The organism is Leptospira sp. WS58.C1 (assembly GCF_040833995.1).
Classification (GTDB): Bacteria; Spirochaetota; Leptospiria; order Leptospirales; family Leptospiraceae; genus Leptospira_B; species Leptospira_B cinconiae.
In genome coordinates this window covers 1,984,303-2,008,134 of sequence record NZ_CP162137.1, presented here as the reverse complement: position 1 = coordinate 2,008,134, position 23,832 = coordinate 1,984,303, and the positions used below count along the sequence as shown (strand labels likewise).

24 protein-coding genes are annotated in these 23,832 nt (G+C 42.4%); 8 read left to right on the top strand and 16 right to left on the bottom strand.

Features of this window, described 5'->3' with window-relative positions:
* Window positions 1-16: 16 nt before the first annotated feature.
* The 3 genes from AB3N61_RS09125 to AB3N61_RS09115 are packed head-to-tail and all read right to left on the bottom strand — an operon-like array spanning window position 17 to window position 2,212.
* The gene (locus AB3N61_RS09125) at window positions 17-1,063 is read right to left on the bottom strand and encodes a P-loop NTPase (protein ID WP_367897393.1); all 1,047 of its coding nucleotides are present in this window, start codon (window positions 1,061-1,063) and stop codon (window positions 17-19) included.
* A complete protein-coding gene (locus tag AB3N61_RS09120) occupies window positions 1,053-1,955 on the bottom strand; it encodes a metallophosphoesterase family protein (RefSeq protein WP_020768325.1) in 903 nt (300 codons plus the stop codon). Before AB3N61_RS09120 ends, AB3N61_RS09125 begins: the two co-directional genes overlap by 11 nt.
* Window positions 1,952-2,212 (bottom strand): lipoyl domain-containing protein, encoded by a 261-nt coding sequence (locus AB3N61_RS09115; RefSeq protein ID WP_036088743.1) that lies wholly within the window; start codon window positions 2,210-2,212, stop codon window positions 1,952-1,954. The genes AB3N61_RS09120 and AB3N61_RS09115 overlap by 4 nt, the downstream gene beginning before the upstream one ends.
* A gap of 69 nt (window positions 2,213-2,281) precedes the next feature.
* Between AB3N61_RS09115 and AB3N61_RS09110 the strand changes: the two genes are divergently transcribed.
* Entirely contained in the window at window positions 2,282-3,115 is an 834-nt protein-coding gene (locus tag AB3N61_RS09110) for a hypothetical protein (RefSeq protein WP_020768044.1), read from the top strand.
* Between the two features lie 128 nt (window positions 3,116-3,243).
* Here the strand turns inward: AB3N61_RS09110 and hslU are convergent, their stop codons facing one another.
* Genes hslU through AB3N61_RS09080 form a run of 6 tightly spaced genes read right to left on the bottom strand, consistent with a single transcriptional unit; the run spans window position 3,244 to window position 8,636 of the window.
* Window positions 3,244-4,680, bottom strand: a complete 1,437-nt coding sequence (gene hslU, locus AB3N61_RS09105) for an ATP-dependent protease ATPase subunit HslU (protein WP_020768247.1) — start codon at window positions 4,678-4,680, stop codon at window positions 3,244-3,246.
* A gap of 2 nt (window positions 4,681-4,682) precedes the next feature.
* Window positions 4,683-5,222, bottom strand: a complete 540-nt coding sequence (gene hslV, locus AB3N61_RS09100) for an ATP-dependent protease subunit HslV (protein WP_085988901.1) — start codon at window positions 5,220-5,222, stop codon at window positions 4,683-4,685.
* Entirely contained in the window at window positions 5,209-6,162 is a 954-nt protein-coding gene (locus tag AB3N61_RS09095; protein WP_020768402.1) for a tyrosine recombinase XerC, read from the bottom strand. Before AB3N61_RS09095 ends, hslV begins: the two co-directional genes overlap by 14 nt.
* A gap of 49 nt (window positions 6,163-6,211) precedes the next feature.
* A complete protein-coding gene (pth, locus tag AB3N61_RS09090) occupies window positions 6,212-6,781 on the bottom strand; it encodes an aminoacyl-tRNA hydrolase (RefSeq protein WP_036088741.1) in 570 nt (189 codons plus the stop codon).
* A complete protein-coding gene (gene cimA, locus AB3N61_RS09085) occupies window positions 6,769-8,319 on the bottom strand; it encodes a (R)-citramalate synthase CimA (RefSeq protein ID WP_020768465.1) in 1,551 nt (516 codons plus the stop codon). Before cimA ends, pth begins: the two co-directional genes overlap by 13 nt.
* The gene (locus tag AB3N61_RS09080) at window positions 8,319-8,636 is read right to left on the bottom strand and encodes a Smr/MutS family protein (RefSeq protein WP_036088856.1); all 318 of its coding nucleotides are present in this window, start codon (window positions 8,634-8,636) and stop codon (window positions 8,319-8,321) included. The genes cimA and AB3N61_RS09080 overlap by 1 nt, the downstream gene beginning before the upstream one ends.
* Before the next feature lie 127 nt (window positions 8,637-8,763).
* On the opposite strand from AB3N61_RS09080, the gene AB3N61_RS09075 reads away from it, so the two are divergent.
* A complete protein-coding gene (locus AB3N61_RS09075; protein ID WP_367897392.1) occupies window positions 8,764-10,305 on the top strand; it encodes a phosphatase domain-containing protein in 1,542 nt (513 codons plus the stop codon).
* Here AB3N61_RS09075 and AB3N61_RS09070 read toward each other — a convergent pair.
* Complete coding sequence (locus AB3N61_RS09070) at window positions 10,302-10,946, bottom strand: DedA family protein (RefSeq protein WP_020768379.1); 645 nt, start codon at window positions 10,944-10,946, stop codon at window positions 10,302-10,304. The two genes, AB3N61_RS09075 and AB3N61_RS09070, sit on opposite strands and share 4 nt — an antisense overlap.
* A gap of 65 nt (window positions 10,947-11,011) precedes the next feature.
* Here AB3N61_RS09070 and AB3N61_RS09065 point away from each other — a divergent pair, with 65 nt between their 5' ends.
* From AB3N61_RS09065 to AB3N61_RS09050, 4 genes are read left to right on the top strand one after another with little or no spacing between them, the layout of a single operon-like run.
* Complete coding sequence (locus tag AB3N61_RS09065) at window positions 11,012-11,512, top strand: hypothetical protein (protein WP_367897391.1); 501 nt, start codon at window positions 11,012-11,014, stop codon at window positions 11,510-11,512.
* On the top strand, window positions 11,512-12,624 hold the full coding sequence (locus AB3N61_RS09060) for an AI-2E family transporter (protein ID WP_020768370.1): 1,113 nt from the start codon (window positions 11,512-11,514) through the stop codon (window positions 12,622-12,624). The genes AB3N61_RS09065 and AB3N61_RS09060 overlap by 1 nt, the downstream gene beginning before the upstream one ends.
* Before the next feature lie 6 nt (window positions 12,625-12,630).
* Window positions 12,631-13,908, top strand: coding sequence for an exodeoxyribonuclease VII large subunit (gene xseA / locus AB3N61_RS09055; protein WP_367897390.1), 1,278 nt, complete (start codon window positions 12,631-12,633; stop codon window positions 13,906-13,908).
* Window positions 13,905-14,192: an exodeoxyribonuclease VII small subunit gene (locus AB3N61_RS09050; RefSeq protein ID WP_020768301.1), complete on the top strand. Its 288-nt coding sequence runs from the start codon at window positions 13,905-13,907 to the stop codon at window positions 14,190-14,192. The genes xseA and AB3N61_RS09050 overlap by 4 nt, the downstream gene beginning before the upstream one ends.
* A gap of 60 nt (window positions 14,193-14,252) precedes the next feature.
* Here AB3N61_RS09050 and AB3N61_RS09045 read toward each other — a convergent pair whose 3' ends face one another.
* From AB3N61_RS09045 to AB3N61_RS09030, 4 genes are all read right to left on the bottom strand, one after another.
* Window positions 14,253-14,870 carry a hypothetical protein gene (locus AB3N61_RS09045; RefSeq protein WP_367897389.1) on the bottom strand — a complete coding sequence of 206 codons (618 nt, stop codon included), beginning with the start codon at window positions 14,868-14,870 and terminating at the stop codon, window positions 14,253-14,255.
* A gap of 86 nt (window positions 14,871-14,956) precedes the next feature.
* On the bottom strand, window positions 14,957-15,436 hold the full coding sequence (locus tag AB3N61_RS09040) for a hypothetical protein (RefSeq protein WP_020768167.1): 480 nt from the start codon (window positions 15,434-15,436) through the stop codon (window positions 14,957-14,959).
* Between the two features lie 119 nt (window positions 15,437-15,555).
* Entirely contained in the window at window positions 15,556-17,778 is a 2,223-nt protein-coding gene (locus AB3N61_RS09035) for a membrane dipeptidase (protein WP_367897388.1), read from the bottom strand.
* 16 nt (window positions 17,779-17,794) lie between these two features.
* Entirely contained in the window at window positions 17,795-18,340 is a 546-nt protein-coding gene (locus AB3N61_RS09030; RefSeq protein ID WP_020768489.1) for a hypothetical protein, read from the bottom strand.
* A 333-nt stretch (window positions 18,341-18,673) separates the two neighbouring features.
* On the opposite strand from AB3N61_RS09030, the gene AB3N61_RS09025 reads away from it, so the two are divergent.
* Together AB3N61_RS09025 and AB3N61_RS09020 are read left to right on the top strand one after the other, a co-directional pair.
* Window positions 18,674-20,059, top strand: a complete 1,386-nt coding sequence (locus AB3N61_RS09025; protein WP_367897387.1) for a sensor histidine kinase — start codon at window positions 18,674-18,676, stop codon at window positions 20,057-20,059.
* Between the two features lie 33 nt (window positions 20,060-20,092).
* Window positions 20,093-20,800 (top strand): LytR/AlgR family response regulator transcription factor, encoded by a 708-nt coding sequence (locus tag AB3N61_RS09020; protein WP_020768419.1) that lies wholly within the window; start codon window positions 20,093-20,095, stop codon window positions 20,798-20,800.
* A gap of 110 nt (window positions 20,801-20,910) precedes the next feature.
* Here AB3N61_RS09020 and AB3N61_RS09015 read toward each other — a convergent pair whose 3' ends face one another.
* Window positions 20,911-23,130: a membrane dipeptidase gene (locus tag AB3N61_RS09015; RefSeq protein WP_367897386.1), complete on the bottom strand. Its 2,220-nt coding sequence runs from the start codon at window positions 23,128-23,130 to the stop codon at window positions 20,911-20,913.
* Between the two features lie 14 nt (window positions 23,131-23,144).
* Window positions 23,145-23,642 (bottom strand): hypothetical protein, encoded by a 498-nt coding sequence (locus AB3N61_RS09010; protein ID WP_412758366.1) that lies wholly within the window; start codon window positions 23,640-23,642, stop codon window positions 23,145-23,147.
* Window positions 23,643-23,832: the final 190 nt, after the last annotated feature.

Here is a 23,832-nt window from a genome sequence, read left to right as displayed (position 1 = left end):
GACTGGCCCCAGAGTATTATTCCCACTTTTTTATCTCTTCAGCCAGGTTTTGGAGTATGTTTTTGTAGGATTTTGCGATAATTCCGTCAGGTTCTTGAAAAACCAGGGGTTTTCCGGCTTCTCCTGCGCTCATTACATCCATAGTAAGTGGGACCCCTCCCAAGAATTTTGTATCGGCAGAATCCGCTAATTTTTGACCTCCGCCCTTAGAAAAAATCGCGGAACTGTGTCCACAATTTGGACATACAAATTCACTCATATTCTCCACAACACCTAAGATCGGTACTTTGACTTGTTGGAACATGGACGCAGCTCTATTTGCATCTAAAAGGGCTACGGTTTGCGGTGTGGTCACTAAAATTGCACCGTCTAAATCTATTAGCTGAGCGAGAGATAATTGTACGTCTCCCGTTCCGGGTGGCAGATCTATAAATAAGAAGTCCAGTTCTCCCCAGACGATATCGTATAAAAATTGTTCTACCGCCTTTCCTAACATTGGACCCCGCCATACTACCGGTTGTTTCTCTTCTATTAAAAAAGAGAAAGAGATGATCTTCAGTCCGTCTTTTTCTAACGGATAAATTTTATCTTCTTCGGCTTTAAGGGCTACTTTTCCGTTCACTCCGAACATTTTTCCGATAGAAGGTCCGTAGATATCCGCATCCATCACTCCCACTTTATATCCCATAGCGGCTGCTGTAGATGCAAGGTTTACTGTGACTGTGGATTTTCCTACTCCACCTTTTCCGGAGCCGATCGCGATTACCTTTTTAACTCCAAGGATTTTATTGGAATCATCCAAGGTCATTTTAGGATCTACTTCGAACTTGATCTTTACTTTCCCTACACCTTCCTTTTTGGAAAGTGTCTGACGGATCTGTGCCTCTAATCCGATCTGGACTCTTCTGTCTTGGCTAGGAGTTTTAACGAGGATACTTGTTTCATCTTCTCCGATTTCAAGAGAACCGATCATTCCGAGAGACACGATGTCTTTTTTTAACTCCGGATGTTTGATTTTAGTGAGTTCTCTTTGGATATCGATTGGTTGGAGTTTACCGGCCATTTGTTTCCTTTTCTTGGTATGAGATCGTTTTTGTTTCTATAAATTCCCCTTCTTCATTAGAGAATGAGAATCTTTTGACATTAAGTGCTTTTCCGTTCCATTCCATCAGATGGAATCCGCTTTGGTGTCGTTGGTCCGAGATCCTTGTACTGGATGCGGAATTGATCACGTAATACGGTTTTTGGGGATCGGGATACTTAACCCAATTCGTATGTACATGACCGTGCAAATAGGCTAATGGAGGCCTTTTTTTTAGAAGTTCAGCGATTTCTTCCCTGTTTTTCATTTTATGACCGGAACTTTCCTGACGTTCCGGAGGATTCCAGATGGGATGATGACAGATCAAGATATAATGATCTAGTTTTTCTTTTTCCAGATATTCCAAGGTAGAATGTACAATCTCTTCCCCCACGTATCCATACGCATTCAATACGGAGAGAGGCATATTAGAGTCCCAGCCAACCAGAGTTAGTTTTCCTATTTTTTTGATCCTAAGATACCCGTTTTGAATCGGGATACTATCTCCCATCCAAGAGGAGAAAAATTTCTCATAGTATGGTAGATCTGTTCCTTTTTTTCCTGCGGCGACTCGTGTGTAACGATCATGATTTCCTGGGACCATGAATGTTTTGTCCCCAAGTACCGGCTTCAAGATTCTTAATGCCTCATCGTATTCTCTATGATGAGAAACATTTGTGATATCTCCAGAGATAATGATCGCTTCCGGATCTAATGATTGAACTTTTCGAACGATTGCGTCCCAAAGAGAAATCGGATATTTTCTCATACGCCGAAAGGTATAGTTCATATATCCCGGTATCATCTTACCTTTCAAAGTCATGAAAGGAAGTGCTACGGGAAAATGTAGGTCCGATAAATGGACCAATTTCACTCGGAAACTTTCCTCCGGATCATTCCCAAAATTTCTCCTTTTTTAATGATGGAACCTTTTTCTCTGTCGATTCTCGCAAGTATTCCGTTAATCGGAGATTCCATCGGAAAAGAAGCCTTGTCTGTGACTAGTTCGCAGACCTCCGCTCCCTCATTGATTTGATCGCCCAACCGAAAATTCCATCGAACTAGTTCGATTTTATCTGTGTCGCCCAAGTCGGGTGTAATTAGTTCGAAATCTTCGGTTTTTGATGCCATCTCTCTAAAACCAGCTTGCCGTATAGAGTCCACAAGCCAACGTGTACTAAATTTTCTAAGTTCCCTCCTATGGCAAACCAGAAATCTGTCCTCAAAGGGGCTCAAATCCTCCAAAATATCGAAGAACTCAAGCAGAGAAGATTCTTCCATTTAGAACTGAAAGGTCTGACAAAACCTACCAGAGATATACTTTCCGAACTCGTAAACGGTCTCTTAGAAGAGATCGGTGCCAATCCGCTTGCTGCATTTCATCTCTTCAGCGGACTTATGGAGGCATTATTAAACGCGATCAAAGGAAATATCCGCCATATTATTTTCAGAGACGAGCTCTTGAAAAAAATAGAAAAGCTCGGCGAAACCCAAGAAGAAGCGGAAGAACTGCTCGAGATTATCATGGATACTTCCCCTCTTCGCGACGCGATGCAGAGATATGTGGTTCCGGATAAGATCAAAAAACAGGTCCAGAACATTCTTCAATTGGAAGATAGGATCCGGGCTAAAAAGCAGATCTTAAAAGACGAAGAGAAAGAATTTCTCACCGATATCCGTTATAAACTTAAAAAAAACAGAATGAGAATTTCTGTTAAAATCAAGATCACCAAAGATGAGCTAAATTTCAGGATCCGTAACGATTCCCCGATCCATAATATGGACTTTGGAAGGATCGAAGAATCCCGCGTTCGCCATAAGGAACTCTTCGACCAAGGGAATTCTGCCGATTTTTTCCGTCCTGAGTTTTTGGACGAAAAGGAAAGTGCGGGTTTCGGGATCGCGATGATTGACGAAGGTTATTATACGATGGGTCTGAATCCGTTAGATCTTTTGACAATCACTTCCGGTTCTAGAACGACCACCGTGTATATGAGATATCCTTTAGCTGCGCTTCGTGAAATGGCGTTTTAAGGCACAGCGTTAGAAAAGACGCAAAGTTTTTTCACACAGAGACCACGGAGAACACAGAGGAGTTTTTCTCGCAGAGCCGCAAAGAGTTTACTCGGTGTTCTCTGTGAGCTCCGTGCGAAACTGAAAACTTACAAAATATAACGACTTAAGTCCTTATCTTCTATAATTCCTTTCAGTTTGGACTCGACTGCCGCTTTGTTGATGGTTAGTTTTCTTTTCTCTTCCGGTAGATCCGGGCCTTCGAAACTTAGGTCTTCTAAAAGTCTTTCCATGATCGTATTCAGTCTTCGTGCACCTATGTTTTCATGTTTTTCGTTCATATCATAGGCGATCTTTGCGATCTCTTGGATCCCGTCCGGGGCAAATTCTATTTTGATCCCATCGGTTTCGAGTAAGGCTTGGTATTGTTTTACTAGAGAGGATCTAGGCGCCGTTAAGATCTTTTCGAAATCTTCCATGGATAATTTTTCCAGCTCTACTCGGATCGGAAAACGTCCCTGCAATTCAGGAATAAGATCGGAAGGTTTGGACATATGGAATGCACCGGCTGCGATAAAGAGTATATGATCCGTTACGATCGGACCAATCTTCGTGTTTACTGTGGCACCTTCTACGATCGGAAGTAAATCTCTTTGTACTCCTTCTCTAGAAACATCCGCACCCGCTCTTCCTTCTCTGCTTGCGATCTTGTCGATCTCGTCTAAGAAGACGATGCCCATTTCTTCCACTCGTTTTTGGGCTTCTCTTTGCACTTTGTCGGGATCTAAAAGTTTTTCCGCTTCCGCTTCCTCTAAAACTTTAAGTGCTTCGGGAATCGGTAACTTTCTTTTCTTTTGCTTTTTAGGCATTAGATCGCCCAAAACATTTTGGATATGATTGTCCAAGTCTTCCATATTCCCGGCGCCGAATACTTGAAGCATAGGAAGTCCTTGTGGTCCGGCCTGAGGAATATCCAGCTCAATAATTTGTTCGTTTAGTTTCCCAGATTTGAGCTTCTTTCTCATTGTCTCTCTGGTCTCTAAAAATCTTTTCTCTCTTTCTTCGTCCGCTTCGTTAGTGGAAAATCCTATGGAAGGAGGATGAGGATCTGCAATGGAAGTTTTGGCAGGGAATGGAAGTAGGATATCCAACAGCGCTTCTTCGGCTCTTTCCTTAGCTTTTGCTTCGACTTCTTTTCTGAATTCTTGTTTGACTAGGTTTAGGGAAACCATTGCCAGATCTCGGATAATACTTTCCACGTCTCGGCCAACGTAACCTACTTCCGTAAATTTAGTACTTTCTACCTTTAAAAAAGGTGCACCGCAGAGTTTGGAAAGTCTTCTTGCGATTTCCGTTTTTCCGACTCCTGTCGGACCGATCATGATGATGTTTTTAGGATAAATTTCTTCTCTTAGTTCAGGATCTAATTTTCTGCGTCTCGTACGATTGCGAAGAGCGATTGCCACCGCTTTTTTGGCGTTTTTTTGGCCGATGATGTGTTCGTCTAGTTTGGAAACGATCTGCCTGGGAGTGAGTTCGTCATCCCCTAATTTGGATTCATTGCTTTGGGGAAGAAATTCGCTCATTGTCAGATTTCCTCTACTACTATATTATGATTTGTATATATACAAATATCTGCGGCTATATTCATGGCTTCTTTTACTATTTGAGAAGGTTCCAAATTTGTATGATTGTACAATGCTCTGGCTGCGGAGAGTGCAAAATTCCCTCCGGAACCGATTGCCAAAATTCCGTCGTCCGGGGAAATTACATCTCCCGTTCCGGAAACTAAAAAGGATTCGTCCTTATCCGCTACGATAAGCATCGCCTCTAATCTTCGTAACGCTCTGTCGGATCTCCATTCTCTGGCTAGTTCGACCGCGGATCTGGAAAGACTTCCTCCGAACTCGTGTATTTTTTTTTCGAAAAGTTCGAATAAGGTGAATGCATCCGCAGCCGAACCGGCGAACCCCGATACAATTTTGTCCGAGTAAAGTTTACGGACTTTTCTGGCCGTATTTTTCATGACAGTGTTCCCGAATGAAACCTGTCCGTCGCCTGCGATCGCTACCTTTTCTCCTCTGCGAACGCAGAGTATCGTAGTTGCATGTATTTTATTTGGATTTATCGAGTCTTGCATGTGGGTGAGCCTTTCGGTAGACCTCTTTGATCTTTTCCTTACTCACGCTCAGGTAAACCTGGGTGGTGGATAGAGAGGAATGCCCCAAAAGCTCTTGGACTGCGCGGATATCTGCGCCGGCATCGAGTAAGTCCGTTGCGAACGTATGACGGAATTTATGGGGGGTAATGGGTTTGTCCCATCCCATTCGTTTCCTTCTCTCGTTCAAAATATAACGAACCCCTCTGGTCGTCAGTTTATTTCCCTTTTGGTTCAGAAAAATTTCATCGGATCTGGGTCGGAATCTAGGACGTACATCCAAGTATTCATTTAAACTTTGGATGGCTTCTTTTCCTAAATATACGTATCTTTCTTTTCTTCTTTTACCCAGAACTTTTAAGATCGAATGATCCGCAGATAATTGAACCAAAGTCGCGTCGACTAACTCGAAAACCCTGAGTCCGGAAGAATATAATACTTCTAAGATCGCTTTGTCTCTGATATTTAATATTTCGGATGCATTCTCATTTTCGTATTCGTAATCTAAAATACTCTCCGTTTCTTCTATTCTGAAATTTTTCGGGACCTGCTTTCTGGTTTTCGGGAAGTTAACGGAAAGGATCGGGTTTCCGGGAACCAAATTATCTTTTAATAATACTTTGTAGAATGTCCTAAGACTGGAGAGTTTCCGGCTCTGGGTCCGTCTATCCAATCCTTGATTTTTGGAAAGGAATGCAAAATAAGAACGAACATCCACCGATTCCAATTGGTAAATCTCTATCTGCTCCTGTAGGCAGAATTCGAAGAATGATTTCAGATCCAGTAGATAAGCGTTGAGAGTGTTTTGGGAATAATTTTTTTCCACTCTCAAATATTCATAAAAACGGGAAGCGGCAGAATTCAGGATTTCGGAAGGAAATTGGGGAAGTTTGACCGCGTATTCGCTCACAGGTTTCTCCGGATAAAAATCCCCGGAGCGTATATCCGTCCGGGATAGTTTATTTATCGGTGGCTTTTGAAAAAATGATCTGTCTTTCCCGGACCCAATCTTTGATTTTTTGTTTAGCCTGGTCGAATAATTCGGGTAATTTACTCATTTCTTCCTGGTTGAAATTGGATAGAACATGTCCAGGTGTAAGAGCGCTGTCTCCGGGTTTTCCCACTCCGAATCTGAGTCGAAAAAAATCGGGCGAGCCTAGTTTTTCGGAGATATCCTTGATCCCGTTATGACCACCATTTCCACCGCTCTGTTTAAATTTGAGTTTGGAGAACGGAAAATCTACTTCGTCATGAATCACTAAAATATTTTCGGGGGGGATCCCGTTTTTGCGGGAAAGTTCCGAGACTGCTCTTCCGGAAAGATTCATATATTCAAGCGGTTTTAGGAAATAGAAAGAGACTCCGTCCCTGTCCAATTTCCCTTTTGCTTCTTTGGAAGAATGGTTCAACTCCACTCCCCAATCTTTGACAAGATCGTCCAAGACCAGAAAGCCGATATTATGACGGTTTTTTTCGTATTTTGGACCGGGGTTGCCCAGGCCGACGATCATCAGTTTTAAGTTTGCCATGCAGGAAGAATTAAGTTCAGCATTTTTTCTGTAGCTAAAACTGCAGCTACTGTTTGGTCGCAATGGATCCCCATAGTCTTGAAATTTTCTTCTTCATGATTTTCTTGGGTTTTGTTCCAGGTAATCATTGTTTCCACGAGCGCATCCGTTTTTCCTCCGGGAGGAATACGGACCTCATAGTCGACAAGTCTAGGAATAGAAAGTCCTGCTTTGGAAGCGATGCTTGTCAGCGCGGACATGAAAGCGTCGTAACCTCCGTCGCCTTCTCCTTCTTCCGAATATCTGTTACCATGAAGTTCTAATTCTACGATCGCCTTCGGCCGGATCCCGATACCGGAATTGATCTTACATCCCGTAATCTTGATCGCTTGCACGCTGGAATTTCCGGAGACGTCCGCGATAATAAACGGAAGATCTTCCGGCGTGATGTTCTTGTTTTGGTCTCCGAGCTCTATTACTTTTTCTAGGACCTTCTTTTCGATCTCGGGAGAAAGTACAAGTCCAAGTTGTTTTAGGTTTTCCGAGATGCTTGCTTTTCCTGCGAGTTTGCCTAGGGCGTAACTTCTTTTTCTGCCGAAACGTTCCGGCAAAATCGGATTTGCGTATAAATTCCCTTTTTTGTCACCGTCAGCGTGAACTCCTGCCGTTTGGGTGAATACATCTTCTCCCACTACCGGGCGATTGGCAGAGATCCTTTTGCCGCTGAATACTTCCACAAGGCGGCTTGCTTCGGAGATCGCTTTTTCATCCACATCTGTGAGAACGCCAGCCTTGTCATGGAGTGCGGTGATTACCGCCTCGAGTGGGGAATTTCCGGCTCTTTCTCCCAAGCCGTTTACGCTAACGTGTACACCTTTTGCTCCCGCTTTGACTGCAAACAAACAGTTTGCTACGGAAAGATCGTAATCGTTATGTCCGTGGAATTCGAAATGTAATTCGGGGTGTTTTTGGGTAAGAAGAGAAATACCGGAGAATGTTTCGTCCGGCGAAAGAACTCCCAATGTATCCGGCAGGAAAATTTTGCCTAAAGGTTCTTTGGAAAGATGAGAAACAAAATCCAAAACATATTCTTTACTATTTAAATATCCGTTGGACCAATCTTCCAAATAAACATTCACTTCCAGTCCGTTCTTCTTGGCGTACTGGATGGTTTCGGATACTTCTTCAAAATGTTCTTTGGGAGTTTTTTTGAGCTGCCCTTGGAGATGTTTTAGAGAACCTTTTGTGAGCAGATTTAAGGTTTTGGCCCCGGAAGCCAGGATCCAATCCACACTTTTGTGGGAATCCACAAATCCTAGAATTTCGATCCGTTTTTCCAAACCTTCGGAAGCTGCCCAGGACATGATCCCGCGGACACTTTCCAATTCTCCTTGAGAGACCCGAGCGGATGCGATCTCGACTCTATCTACTTTCAGATTTTGTAATAGAAATTTTGCGATATTGAGTTTTTCGGAAGCTGAGAAACTTACACCTCTGGTCTGCTCTCCGTCTCTGAGAGTCACATCCAGGATTTGGACTTTAGGTCTTGTAGTTCCCATTATTTTAAGTATTTTTTTAGATCTTCCGAAGATGGACCCATAATCTCCACAAGTGTGGAACCCGGATTATTTGCCAGGTGAAGGCCGCCATCCTCTAAAATTTTTAGAAAAGAATGTTCTCGGATATAATCTTCGGTCATTTTTTTCAAAACTCCCTCGCCTATCCCATGTACAACTTCTACCAGGGTTTCTCCCTTCATGAATGCGGCTTGGATTTCCCGGTCCAAGAGCCGATATGCCTCTTCATATCTCATTTTCCGGATATAAATCGACTTGGGACCTTTCCGGCTCTGATCCGAATGTTTCCCCCTCGACATCTTGAGGACCATCCTAGGCGGACCTTTTCTCTCGAAAACAAAGAAATTGGATTTTTGCTTTCCCTTTAGAACCCCCATGGTAGAGTTTTCCTTTCCCGAAATGTAAAAAAGGAATCCTGCAAAGCTTGTGACGGAAGAAACAGAACGCAAAATTTCCAAGAATACGGAAAAACGTAGGGCAGCAATCTGCGGAGGAACTCTCGGAAGAGAGAACCGTTATTATATCCGAGGCCAAGTGGTAGATATCGCTATCAGCGAGGAAATGACGGATCCTAAAAAATGGGACCTTCTTACCGGCTTATTCCAAGGACAAGAAAAAGAGATCACCCCGTTTTTAGACTACGGACTCGAATCAGTGCGTAAACCTATCCTTGTAGCGGAAATTGTGGATGGGTCCGGTAAAGTTTTACATCGTTCTCCTGAGATCAGAGGGGATGAAAGTGGATTTTTTTTCCATGAATTTACGTTTCCATTAGCTCCAGGAAACTATATCTTTCATATTCATTTCTTAAAACCGGACTCTTATAGACAATTCGGAAAAGATCTGGCTTATTTAAACACTCCCGGCAAACACGAATTAGTCTCTCAAAGCCTGATAGGAATGGGAGCATTGCGTATTTTAGCGGAAGAATACACGGGGATCGTAACGACTTCCGATATCGACCAGACCTATCTGGCTACGGATATTCATTCCAATAAGGGAAAAATTTCCACATTATTCGAAACACCGGAGCAGAAGTTACCTTTACCGGGGATGCCTACCTTATTCAAAGAATTGAGAGAGGCCACATCGGATTCTCCTCTTTGTTTTATTTCTGCGAGTCCCCATTTTTTTAGAAGGACCCTACTTTCCACATTCAGGACACAAGGTGTTAAAACGGAATCGCTTCACTTAAAGTATCTAGAAGGTACTTTGAAAGGAATGGTGGATAAATTTTGGGATACTCTTTCCCATCCTACTAGATTTTTAACGGAAGGCCTTTGGGGTGCTTTGGAGAGGGTCCGTAAATTTGCAGGCTCTTCTTTCCAAAGTTTATTCGATCAATTGGCGTATAAGCTTACGATCCTTCTTCGAGACAGGATCTATCTTCCGACAAACTCCAAGGAGATCTTACTTGGGGACAATACGGAAAGCGACTATTTGATCTTTATTTTATATCAGTTCATTTTGACGGGAGCCCTACAAGGGAAAGAGCTGGAAGATTATCTCTATAAATTGAATTTTTTAGGAAGAGATGCTATTACAAGAGATAACGCTAAACTCATCAGAGAACTCGCAGAAGAAAATCATAGAATACATGGATTTATTAATCCTGTACAATTAGTACTGATCAATAAAACGGAACTTGGACCTCCTTCCGAAGAAATGAAATGGAATGTGAGAAGCGCTCTTCCAACAGGACTAGATCCTTGGAAAATGGAAGGGATTGCACCTTATATCCCTACGGACGGGGCCTTAGGTTTTGCACTTGTGATGGTGGAAAGGGAAATTTTAGATCTATCTTCCGTTCTAAAAATTTCGGGAGATATGGCCGGGCAATGGTTCGAAGGAAAAGTGATAGAACCGAATGTTCTATTGGAACTCGCTAAAAAATTGGAACTTCCTAAGGAAACGGGTCCAATTCATAAAAAGTTCGTCAAAACTTTAAAAGAAGTTTTGGAAGCCTAGGCTTGTTTTCGTTTTTCAAAAACCTTTTTGTAGATGATAAAGCCAAGAACCGCGGTTACGAAGAATGTGGTAAAAATTTTATTATAGAGAGCTAAAAATTCCAGCACCTTCTCCCAATGAGAACCTAAATAAAATCCGCCATAGATCAGTATCCCGCACCATATCGTAACTGCTAAGGTAAATGCGGAAAAAAACCAAATCGGTTTCATATCCACCATCCCTGCTACGATAGAAACAAAAAATCGAATTCCTGCGGAGAATCTGGAAAAGAGAACTACGACTACCCCATTCCTGGAAAACCAATCCAAGGTCTTTTGAATAGATTCTTCGTTGTAGAGTTCCGATTTGAACGGGAAATTTTTATTCTTCAGCCATTCCAATAGTTTGTGGCCGAATGCATACATGACCCAGGCGCCTGCAAGGTTTCCAACCAAAGTGCTTGAAACCAACTCCCAAAAACTTAAGGCACCTCTCGCGAGTAAAAATCCTCCGAATGCAGTGACAGTATCTCCCGGCCAAGGAGGGAAAACGTTTTCGGTAAAATTGGAAAATGCGAAAAAAAACCAGACCAAGGCACTTGGCAGACCGGATACCCAATCCAATAGTGTTTGGATATAAAAATCGAATCCGGCGAATTGCATCTAGAAAAGGATTGTCAAGGGGGAAGCGTTAGATTCAACTAAATTTCGTGGAAGGCCGTAGTTTCTTGCAAGTCCTCGGTTCGGTTCTGATCTTTTTACTGATCGGGAATGTTTCTCTTTTTTCTCAGGAACCAAAATTACCCGATTTGATGAGTCCTGACCCGGTAAAGGTCAAAAAGGTCAGGGACAGACCTAAAATTTTTAGGCATAATCAACTCACTATCGTAGAAAAACCTTACAAGGCCCCTTCTTCCATTCCGAGCAATTTTGTTCCGGACGATTCGGAAGTATTGTTTTTTACCGAATTGAAAGCGGATCGTCTCCTGGAAAATAAGGAAGCAGTTGTAGTTTTTAAAACTACTCTTCCAAAAACTACGATGGAGAGATATTACGAATATTTGATCTCCAGTTTCGGTCATAAAATTTTACAGAGTCAAAAATCGGAGGAGAAAAGTTTATATTTGGTGGATGTTCTTCGGCATAAAATTTTAGCGATCACCATCCATTCGGACGAAAAAGGAAGTATCGTAAAATTATTCCAGAAAACCACGAACGGAGGATTTTGATGTCCCCGAAAGAAGGACAGGAAACCAACCGAAAACTTTTTAATCTGGTCCTCGGAATATTCTGCATAGGGACTGGAATGTTACTTTTCGTCGTTTTAAGGCCCTATTTTTATTCCGCTCTTGTCGCTTTGATCTTATACTTAGCCACACGAAAACAATACAAACAATTAAGAAGATTAGTAGGTCCCAGGTTCGAACCATTGGCTCCTTGGATCATGATCGGCTCGGTTTGTATGATCGTAATTTTACCTTCTTATTTTATGATCCGTACTCTGATCGAAGAATCTCTCTCCATTCTATTTAAGATCCGTATCTCTCTTTCGGAAGATAAGATCATAGATACGATCATGAGCTTGAATATTCTCACCGATCTTTTTACGGATAATCCTTTTTTTTGGGTAAAACTTCCTGAAATTTACGGAGAGTTTGCTAAGAATTATATCGATATCCTAAACTTGGATAGTTTATATGCAGTTTTAAGTAACGCTTCTTCTTTTATTCTAGGTTCCATCGATCTTCCCGCCGGGATCATCATGAATCTATTCTTCTCACTTTTACTTTTGTTCTTTTTTTACCAAGACGGAAGAAAGATCGAAAGATTCATTTTGGACAATCTGCCTTTCTCCACCGAGGTGGAAGAACAAGTGGGAAGGAAGGTCGCTTCGGCTGTACAGACCGTATTTAAAGGAAATCTAATTGTCTCCATTATGCAAGGTGCAGGCGTTTATATTCTTCTTTTATTCGCAAAAATTTCCAACCCATTCTTATATGCGAGTCTTGCGGCATTTTTCTCTTTGATCCCTGTGATCGGAACTTCGGTGGTTTGGTTGCCGATCGGACTTTATTTAATGTTCATAGAGAATAATATCATAGGTGCTAGCTTATTTATGGTAATGGGTCTAACCTTGTATATCGTTCTGGAAAATGTTGTAAAACCTAAGATGCTAGACAAAAAACTTAGGATACATCCTTTGTTGATATTTTTGTCCTTGATTGGAGGGATCCAAGAGTTTGGGATCATGGGATTGGTTCTTGGACCGGTTGCGGTTACTATGGTTGTGATCCTTTGGGATTTCTGGAAATTATATAGAAAAGACTTTTTCGCCAGTTAATTTCTGATGGAAGAAACAAAAACATACTCAGTTTCAGAGATTAATTCTATCGTTAAACAACTTCTGACGGGGCCGGATATTCTCCGAAATATCTGGATCCAAGGAGAGATCTCAAATTATTCTAAGTCCCACCAAGGTCATATTTATTTTAACTTAAAAGACGCTAAGTCCCTGATCGCTTGCACGTTTTTTTCTTATAGTAACGGAAGATATAAAGGGAAACCTCTAGAGAACGGAATGGAGATAAAAGCGTTCGGAGGGATTTCCGTTTACGAACCTAGGGGTCAGTATAATTTAAATATTTCTAAAGTAGAAGAATTGGGTCAAGGCGATCTTCTCCTCCAGATAGAAGAATTAAAAAGAAAACTCGCCGCCCAGGGTGTATTCGATCCGGAAAGAAAACGAAAACTTCCCGCATTTCCTTGGAGGATCGGAGTGGCTACCTCCCCGACTGGGGCGGCAATCGAAGATATTATCCGTATATCTAAACAAAGATTTCCTAATATAGATATTCTAATCTCTCCTTGTCTTGTGCAAGGAGACGGAGCACCTGAGTCCATAATTTCCGCGATCAATCTTTTAAACGATCCTAAGTGGGATGTGGATTTGATCATTGCAGGTCGGGGCGGCGGAAGTACGGAAGACTTAATGGCGTTTAACGACGAAAAAGTGGTACTTACATTTGCCGGGAGTAGAGTTCCTATTATTTCCGCAGTGGGTCACCAGATAGATTCCGTTCTTTCCGATCTGGCAGCGGACCATTTTGCACCTACCCCTACAGCGGCTGCAGAAATGGCTGTGCCCGAAATGGAACTAGTGGAGTCGGGACTTGCAGAATTCGAAGTTCGACTCAAAACCGCTTTAAAAAATCAGGCGGGCAATTTGAAAGAAAAGCTTCGAATACTTACGAATAAAAAGGCATTTTTAGATCCTAGATCCATGCTGAACGATCGAATCCTTCAATTGGATGAGATCAATTCCAGGATCCATCTATTGGGAAAAAACTATTTGATGGGCGCCCAGAATAAATTTAGTCCGGTATCGAATGGACTTCTTACTTCCTTTAAATCCCAGTTGGAAAGAAAGAAGAAGGAGTTCCAACTATTATCCGGAAAGCTGGATGGATTTTCTCCTTTGGGAACCTTAAAAAGAGGATATTCCGTGGTTCGTAAGAAAGGAAAAAAAGTCGTTACATCTCCGGTTCAATTGGAGAAAGAGGAAGAACTAGAGGTCATATTGGCGGAAGGTAGGATTCGGGTTTCTTACCAAGGTGAAATACAATGAGCAAAAAAACGGAAATCAGTTTTGAACAGGCCCTAACCGAATTAGAGCAGATTGCGGAGAATTTGGAAAGAGGACAATTGACCCTGGAAGAATCCATCAAATCTTATGAAAGAGGAATGGAACTTAAGATCCTTTGCCAGGCCATTCTCGCGGAAGCGGAAGGAAAAATAGAATATCTTTCCAAATCGGGAAGCGGAGAAACCCAAAAAAAGACCGCAAGTCCTAAATCGGAATCTTCTTCCAGAGCGGCGTCTCCTCCGTCGGACGATGATGAATTGTTTTAAGATCTTGGAATTTTTTATAAGAAAAAAAGGCGCCTAAGTTCGGCGCCTTTTTTGTATGAATTATAATCCTGCTTCTTTGATAAGAGTATTATAAATGTATCCGTGAGACGCAATAACGATCGGAAAGAAGGTTACATAGATCACGAAAAGTATTAAATACGTTAAGTATTGGCTTATAAGTCCAGAGATAAAACCAAGAATGAAAGCCGCTATAATTAAGCAGATCACCAATGCTAATGAACCTAAGAAGATAATCCATTTTTTACCGTAAGTGATCTCATTGCTCTTTTTGATCGCTTGGATCGGATCGAGACCCTTATCGAAAAGTAGAAAAGTAGCTTGTCCCCATGCCACACCGATTACAAATGCAGGAATAATAAAGAAAAGTATTCCGGCATAAAAACCAAGCATCACAAAACCCACGGTTAGAAAAAATTCACCTATATACTTTCTATTTTCTTTATTAAATATATCCATAGGTGAAAAGGACTCTCCTTTTCCTATTTTGATCGGGATTAGGACAAATAATCCGATCGATGTTCCAACGTTCAAATACGGTATCCAAACCGTTAATACCCAAAGAATAAACGCAATAAATAGGGGTATGAAGTTTTTTAAGCCCAATTCAATGCTGTTTTTAATGATACCTACTATACTTAGTGGTTCGCCTGTCGACATCCGTTTTGCTCCTTAATGGATCTGGGAACGGAAAGATAAGGCTGCAAAAGCGATTGTCAATTATTTATTAAACTGTGATCCCAAATTCATTGAACGGACAAAGTAATTGTCCCAGCATCCGTGACTGGAATGACCAAACAACGGGTAGAACCGTTTGTGGTACTTAATGCGGAATACGATTCGGTTCCGATATTTTCACTTCTAACTTCTACCTGACTAAAATCCGTTGGGATTAGTACAGCATTCTCCGCACCGATCCATAGATCGGCTTCCCCACTTGTAAAACTAACGTTGAAGGTATTTGTTGCGCCGTTTCCGGTAAAAGAATAGAAATAATAGTAATAACTGGCCCCGGAGAAAGTATTCGACCCTCCCGTAACGATAGAAGGGACCGCGGAATCCGCACAACCGCCGATAGGTACAGGAGTAAAACTGGCTCCATAAGCGGAATACAAAAGGCTTGCAGCAGTATCATCTGTGGAATCCGTGTCTCCATTGGAACAAGCTACAATAAAGACGAGGAAGAAGGAAAAAAATAGAGTTTTTGGACCCAATAATAACCGCATGAAAAATAAACTCTTCGTATCTTAGAACCTATTCTTCTTTATTCGTTCCAAAGACCCAACTTTTTATTTTGGACCTAGAGATACAAAAAGGCCCGCTTTGGTGGCGGGCCTTTCTTTAATTACTGGATACTTCCGCTCCTATTGACCGCATTCTGCCACATAGTAGTGAAGAAGTCGGCGGATCTATAGACAGGTTCCAGATCGGAACGTTTTAAGCCCTGTTGTCTCAAGTCTTCAAAGAAGTCAGGCATAAGCCCTATATGGGAAGCACCTTCTGTATTGAAGTCGAATGTACGATTCCCGAAGGAGTATTTTCCCATAGAAGGATTCGCAGCAAGAGTTGCCGCTAATCTAAGGGAAGAATCCGGAGAGAATGGATATCCTACTTTGGAAGCCTCCGGTTGTGCAATGACGGAGGTTCCGCCAGGGCAAGCACGGGTCCCATAACGAGGGCCAGGCATATGAGCAAATCCGTTAAAATCTGTTCCGATAGCGATCCGACCGTCATAAGAAGGATCACCTATTAGATTTTTGAGATATTGGTAGGACTGAGCGAATGTCTGGCTAGTTCCCCCGCAAGCGTGTGCGATATAAGAACCGTCGCTATTCTGTCTCCACTCACTGACCTCTTCCAGGTTTCCTTGTCCTACAATTAGCCCGATCATACCACCCAAGGTACTGATACGTTTGAGTGCTGCTCCTGTCGGGTTGGCCTCATGTCGATTTCCCTTATTTGCCATATCGTATACACCGGTGTGACCCGTTACGATACCGGGATAAGACTGTTGCTCGGCAAAGGTAAGAGCTCCATCCAAGGATTTTGCGGACATATGACCCACGTCGATGATCATTCCTTTTTTCATCAACTCTCTGAGTATCCTTTGTCCGTAAGTGGTTAGACCAGCAGTATTACAATCTTGACCGTAATGTTTACAGTCATACTTTGTCCCGCTTCCCAAGATATTATATAGTCCCGCCCCGCCAAATCCGTTTGTTTTCAAGTGGATCGGGAACACATAACGTAGTCCGAGATCGTAAAGTTCCTGAACACCTTGTGTGATCATGGAATCGTTACAGTTGCTTCCGGTACAATCTACCAGATAATCTACTTCTGCACCTAAGACCACGGCGAGTTTACCGCCGGAGATCACAGTTTGCGCTTCCGCTGGGGTTTTTACGATACGGAACCAACCTTGTCCTGGACCACCACTTTGTTCATCGATCCAAGCTTGCATATCGTACACAGCTTGGGTCTGGCGGCGCAAGGTGTTCATATCGTTCAAGTCATAGACCGGATCGGTAGCGATCGCTATCCCTTTGATGATGTCCGGGAGTCCGTTATCCGTTGCTCCGAACATATAGTCGCCGTTTACTGCGAGTACTACCATGGCTCTCATCCCGCCTTCATAAGCGCGTTTGATCCATTCATAATACATGGTTTGGTGAGTGTAACTATTATTAGCCGGCCAATATGGGAAACTGCTATAACCTCGGTTATCGTGACGAACCGTTCCTAGTAAAGCTCCGATAATATCGTCTTTTACGATAGCCTCTACCCTAGAGTGTCCGGCCGAATGTCCTTCGTCGGAAACGCTTGGGCAATCCGCTAGTGCGGTTGCAGGTGCTCCGAATGGAGAGCCGTGGAAGATCACTCCTCCAAAACCTAAATGTGCCATTGGGTGAGTATGAAGATCTACGTAGCCCGACAGAGTTCCGGTTCTCTTGAGAGAATCGTTCGCTCCTCTGGAATAAGCTTGTGGAGCAGTTTCACAACTAGAATCCGCAACATACCATTCACCCCACATTCCTGTGGCACCCCCGGTGTTTACACAACGATGAGGAGTTGTATAAGTTTTCCCTGCGATGGTAATCGGCATTTTAGAGCAGGCTTCTTCCCAACTCACACCGACTATATTCCATAAACGTGATGAATACTTTCTTTTGCCTGCGTAAGTACCGGAAGATTGACAACCGTCATTCTTGTGAGTATAGTTATAGATTCCGCCTTCGTCCGGTGCAGCCCAGTTCGCTTCGCAAGAATCGTCGATCAGATCGAATTCTCCCCACATATTGAATCCCGTATTTACGCAACGAGAAGGTTTGGTAAATGTTTGGCCAAGAATGGTCGCCCCCATATTCGCACAGGTTGTTTCCCAACTCTGTCCTGATGGGATCCCGTAAAGGATCGCGGAATACTGGCGTTTGCCCGGAAAAATGGATTTGCATCCATCCTTTTTAAATGTTCCCCAATATGGATCGCCGAAAACGGACGTACTCGTAGCAAAAACAGCCAGGAATACGACGCCTAACGCAGGCCCTCGTAAAAAAGACCGACTTTTCATACGTATCTCTCCCTACTTACTTGTTTATTTGTCTTTTGTATTCTTCGGTTACGTTTTTCAGCTTTGTGCCGTATAGTTCTTTACCGGCAAGGATCATTCTGCGTTTTTCATCATCAAGGCGCTCCGGATATCTTTCTTCCATTAAGCGCAATAGTTCCAGTTGGTCCTCCTGGAGTTTTATCTGGGAGGTATAATATTCATCGATTTCTTTACGGGTCGCTTTTCCGGAGTATATTTTTCCGTACAATGTGGCCCAATGTTCTAAAAGTTCTTCCTGTGCTTTTTTTTCTCCAGCGTCTTGGGGAGTAGCAACGGCCACCCAATATAGATTATCGGGAGTTTCACTCTTTAATAGAGAAGCAGATACGACCGCGTTATCTTCGTTATAAGGAGAAGAAGAAGTTCCCAAACCGATAAATCCGGAGAACATAGAGAACCCTTCCGAGAAAACATTTTTGGAAGAGGATTGGGTCGCTCCGGTCTGGCTTTTAGTAAAAATAAATATAAGAACGACTATAATAAAAGCGGAAGAGATCAGTAATGCGTTTTTCTTAGATGGCATCGGCCGAACAGTATATTACATTTCGCTCCGTTATGCAAATTCTTTGTAATGATTTATTAGAAAAATATTATAAATAATTGGAAACATGCTCTAGGATTTTTTGCAAAGCAAAAGTAGAATAGAAATCGGTACTTAAGTCATAAAATTATAAACTAGAACACGCAGTACTATGATAATTGCTTGTATTCTTGGAGAAGAGTTCATTCTTTTTTCTGGAATTTATGGCTTTTCTTGTTCATCTTTTTGACAAAGTTTTTTCACTTGTTTTCTTAAATCGAATGACCAAGCAAAAAAGGGAGTTTTTTAAAAAGGAAAAAGATCCAATCTGGGATTATGCAGGCGCTATTTCGGTTTTTTTTCGGGCTCAATTATCGTTTTGCACTCAGACAGTATAGAAAGGCAAAGATACTTTCTTCCGTAAATTTTGCTCCGATCTTTACCCGAAACGCATACCTGGAAATTTTAATCGTACTCAGATACGTTTATCTCATTCTGCCTATCATCATTCTTCCCTTTGCGTTGTATGATCTGGTAGATGCGTTTTCGGATGCAAAGGACAATTCTTTCGTTCTATTCGATCTGGTATTTTATTTCGTGTTTCTGACAATGAACGTCCTTTTAAATTCGGGTCGTCTGCATAGGGCAGATTTGGATCGGATCAAACTACTTTGTAGGATTGGAGTATTTCTTCTTTCCCTAACCGGGACCTGTATCACAGTCGTGGTTTTTCCTAGGCTTCCTGAGATCTCACTTTTCTCCGCTGCCATGTTCAGCGTGGCAATCATGTTTAGATTCCCGGACCAAACAAAGTATTTCGTGTATGCCGTCAATTTTGCGATCTTATATATTTTTATCTATTACAGCGGGAATAGGGAGCCTGTACTTCTGCAAAACCCTTTGGTAACGCTATTTTTGATCCTTATTTTCGATCGTGTGTCTTTCTTAACTTTGGCGAATACCTATTTGAAAACCCAGAGAATCATTCGTTTGAATGAAAGATTACGGGAAGAAGATACGAATAAAAGTGATATGATCAGTATCGCAGTCCATGATCTGAAAAGTCCACTTTCCGGTATCATGAGCATCAGTACGATCCTGCGCAAAAATCTAAAATCGTTTTCGGAGAAGGAAAAAAAAGAGATCCTTACGGATATAGAAAGTTCTTCTCGGAAAATATTAGGTCATATCGATGATCTTGTCGGGATTGCAGCTTCCGGTTTCGAAAATATAAAAATAGATGATAATATTTTGAATATTAATTCTTATATAAGATCTACGATCCAGAACTTCGATTACCAGGCTTCCTTAAAACGGATCCGGTTCCACACGCAGTTCGAGAAAGAAGACCTAAAAATCCGTTCCGATAGAAAAGCGGTCGCGAGTATCTTGGATAATTTGGTCTCGAATGCTGTGAAATATTCTCCCATTGGCGGTTCCATATTCATTCATTCTAAACTGTTAAAAGATAATGGTGACTTTGTTCAGATCCAAATCAGAGATGAAGGAAAGGGATTCACGGACGAGGATAAAAAACTTTTGTTCTCCAGGTTCACTCGTCTTTCCGCCAAACCTACCGGGAACGAACCTTCTACAGGTGTAGGTCTCTATGCAGTTCATAGACTAGTGGAACTACTCGGAGCCAAGATCAGTTTGGAAAGTAAACCGGGACAAGGTGCGACCTTTACACTTCTATTTGCCAAAACCAAAATTTCAGATTGACCTTTTGACAATTTTTTATAGAAATCGCTAAGCATGGTGAGAGCTGTTCTAGTCGAAGACGACAAACTGATGGCAAGGACCATCCAGCACTATTGCAGAGAGGCATTCGGAAAAAATCTAGTCTCTCTCAAGACCTTCGATGAATTAACTCCTGCTCTTTATAGTATTCGTGAAAACCCGATCGACCTTCTACTTTTGGATATCAATCTAAAAGGGCAATCCGGCTACGAGATTCTAAAACTTCCTGAAAAAGATTCCTTTTATACGATCGTGATCTCATCGGATAAACAAAATGCGGTGACCGCGTTTGATTTTGGCGTTTTGGATTTTGTAGCAAAACCGTTCACAAGAGAAAGATTTATAGCGGCGATTGATCGTATGAAATCGGCCTCCGCTTCTAAAGCGGATTCTACGCGAAAAAATAGTATTTCCTTGAAGAAAGACGGAATGATAGAAGTAATCCGTTTCCAGGACATTCTATATTTGGAAGCTTCCGGCAATTTTACCGAGATCCATCTCAAGTCGGGACGTAAAGAACTTATACGCAGAACCATGGAGTCCGTTCTTTCGGAACTGAATTCCGATTTTTTCCGTTCCCATCGATCCTTTATAATCAATCTTTCGGAAGTGAAGAAGATATTACACGGAAAAGGAAACCATTTCAAAGTCCTTCTAGGCGAATCTGCAGAAGTTGCCCTATCCAGATCGAATTATAATACCTTGAAAGAAATGTTGGGTTGAAAGACTTAAAAATTATTTCAAATCAGCGAATTTTTTATCTGCTTAAGAGAAAAAAAAAAGCCCGCAGGGTTGTTGGCGGGCCGGTAAAATCTATTACGTTTTAGATATCTTTATTGGATGCTCGCACCTCTTGTGACGGCGTTCTGCCACATAGTAGTGAAGTAGTCAGCCGAACGATACACAGGTTCCAAATCGGAACGTTTTAAACCTTGTTGTCGTAAATCTTCAAAGAAGTCCGGCATAAGCCCGATATGGGATGCACCTTCCGTATTGAAGTCGAAAGTCCGATTCCCAAAGGAGTATTTTCCAAGAGAAGGAAGAGCCGAAAGAGTTGCAGCTTTTCTAATGGAAGCATCCGGTGAGAAAGGATATCCTACTTTTGCCGAATCCGGTTGAACGATTGTAGAAACTCCTCCTGGACATGCGCGGGTTCCGTAACGAGGTCCAGGCATATGCGCAAATCCGTTAAAGTCGGTTCCGACAGTGATCCTCCCATCATACGCTTGGTCACCGATCAAATTTCGGAGATACTGATAGGATTGAGCGAATGTCTGTGTGGTTCCTCCGCAGGCATGTGGAATATAGGATCCATCGGAGTTTTGTCTCCATTCCCCTACTTCCTCTAGATTTCCTTGTCCTGCGATCAGTCCGATCATTCCACCTAACGCGACAATACGTTTGATAGCTGTTCCAGTTGGATTTGCCTCATGGCGATTTCCCTTATTCGCCATATCGTATAAGCCTGTGTGACCGGTAACGATACCCGGATAAGCCTGTTGTTCCGCGTAAGTCAAGGCTCCGTCCAAGGATCTTGCGGACATGTGACCCACGTCTATGATCATTCCTTTTTTCATCAGGGCTTTCATGATCTTAGGTCCGTAAGAGGTTAAACCTGCGACGTTACAATCCTGTCCGTAATGTTTACAGTCATACTTTGTCCCGCTTCCCAGGATATTGTAAAGACCTGCTCCGCCGAATCCGTTCGTTTTCAAGTGGATCGGGAAGATATAACGTAAACCTGCGTCATACATTTCTTGAACGCCTTGAGTGATCATTGCGTCAGTACAGGTCGTACTAGTACAATCTACTAGATAATCTATCTCTGCACCTAATACGACCGCAAGCTTGCCTGCTGCGATCACAGTTTGAGCTTCTGCAGGAGTTTTAACGATCCGGAACCATCCAAGACCCGCTCCTCCGCTCTTCTGGTCGATCCAAGTCTGCATATCGTATACCGCTTGGGTTTGACGGCGCAAAGTGTTCATGTCGTTTAGGTCGTAGATAGGATCCGTTGCGATTGCGATACCTTTGATAATATCCGGAAGGCCGTTATCCGTCGCCCCGAACATATAATCACCGTTTACCGCAAGGACCACCATAGTTCGGAGTCCCCCTTCATAGGCACGTTTTACCCACTCATAATACATGGTTTGGTGAGTATAACTATTGTTTGCCGGCCAATATGGGAAACTTGCATATCCTCGATTATCATGTTTTGCCGTAGAAAGTAGAGCTCCGATAATATCGTCTTTTACGATTGCTTCTACTCTAGAGTGTCCTGCAGAATGACCTTCATTAGACATACTTGGACAATCCGCTAGTGCGGTTGCCGGTTCTCCATATGGAGATCCATGGAAGATCACACCTCCAAAACCTAGATGTGCCATAGGGTGAGTATGAAGATCCACATAACCTGAAAGAGTTCCTGTTCTTTTGAGAGAATCCTGAGCACCTCTTGTATATGCTCGGGGAGATGACTCACAACTGGAATCTGCAACATACCATTCACCCCACATTCCTGTAGTTCCGGTATTTACACAACGAGTAGGAGTGGTATACGTTTTACCTGCGATGGTAAGAGGTAATTTAGCGCATGCTTCTTCCCAGGAGACACCTACCACGTTCCAGATACGGGAAGAATATTTTCTTTTGCCCGCGTACGTTCCGGAAGTCTGGCAGCCGTCGTTCTTATGAGTCCAGTTATACCCTCCACCGTCGTCAGTTGCAGACCAGTTTGCCTCGCAAGAATCGTCGATCAGATCGAATTCTCCCCACATATTAAAACCCGTATTTTTACAACGACTAGGTTTCGTAAATACTTGGCCGTTAATGGTTGCTCCCATATTCGCGCATGTAGTTTCCCAGCTTTGGCCCGAGGGAATCCCGTATAAGATTGCCGAATATTGACGTTTCCCTGGGAAAATCGATGTGCAGCTGTCCTTCTTGAATGATCCCCAATAAGGATCCGCGAACACGGATACACTTCCTGCGAAAAACATCGTACATACTACGAAGCCGAATGCGGACCTTCGTATTGACCGATAATTCATAATTCTCTCCGAATCTATTTTTGGTTTATGTGTTTTTCATATTCATCTTTTACGTTTTTTAGCTTTTTAGCATATAGGTCCTTTCCTGCCAGGATCATTCTTCTCGAATCGTCGTTCAAACGTTCCGGATACCGATCCTCCATGATCTTCAATAGTTCCAATTGATCTTCATGTAGTTTGATTTGTGTCGTAAAATATTCGACTATCTCTTCGCGAGTGGCTTTTCCCGAGTAGATCTTTCCATAAAGAGCCGCCCAGTCCTCTCTGAGTTCATTTTGGGCCTTCGTTTCCGCGGCATCTCTTGGAGTTGCCACCGCTATCCAATATAAATTGTCAGGAGTTTCGTTTCTTAAGAGAGAAGCAGGTATAAGTCCTTCTTCTTCCTGAGCGGAGGAGAAGGAACCCAGGTTTAAAATATTCGAAAATGCGGAGAAACCTTCGGAAAAAACGTTTTTTCCGGAATTAGGAACGGCAGCATTCTTGGAAGAAGAAGGTACAAGCAATAAGAGCAAAACACCTCCTACAAAAAGTGATGAAACAAGGATGGTTATTTTCCTAAAAGACATATATAGGAAATTACTAGGTTTAAAGCTACTCTGCAATGAGTTTGGGGTGAAAGTGGATCAAAGTATGATGAATGGAAAAATTCTTATTAATCCCTTATATAAGGGAACGAAATAAGTCGGCTTTATTTTCAATCGA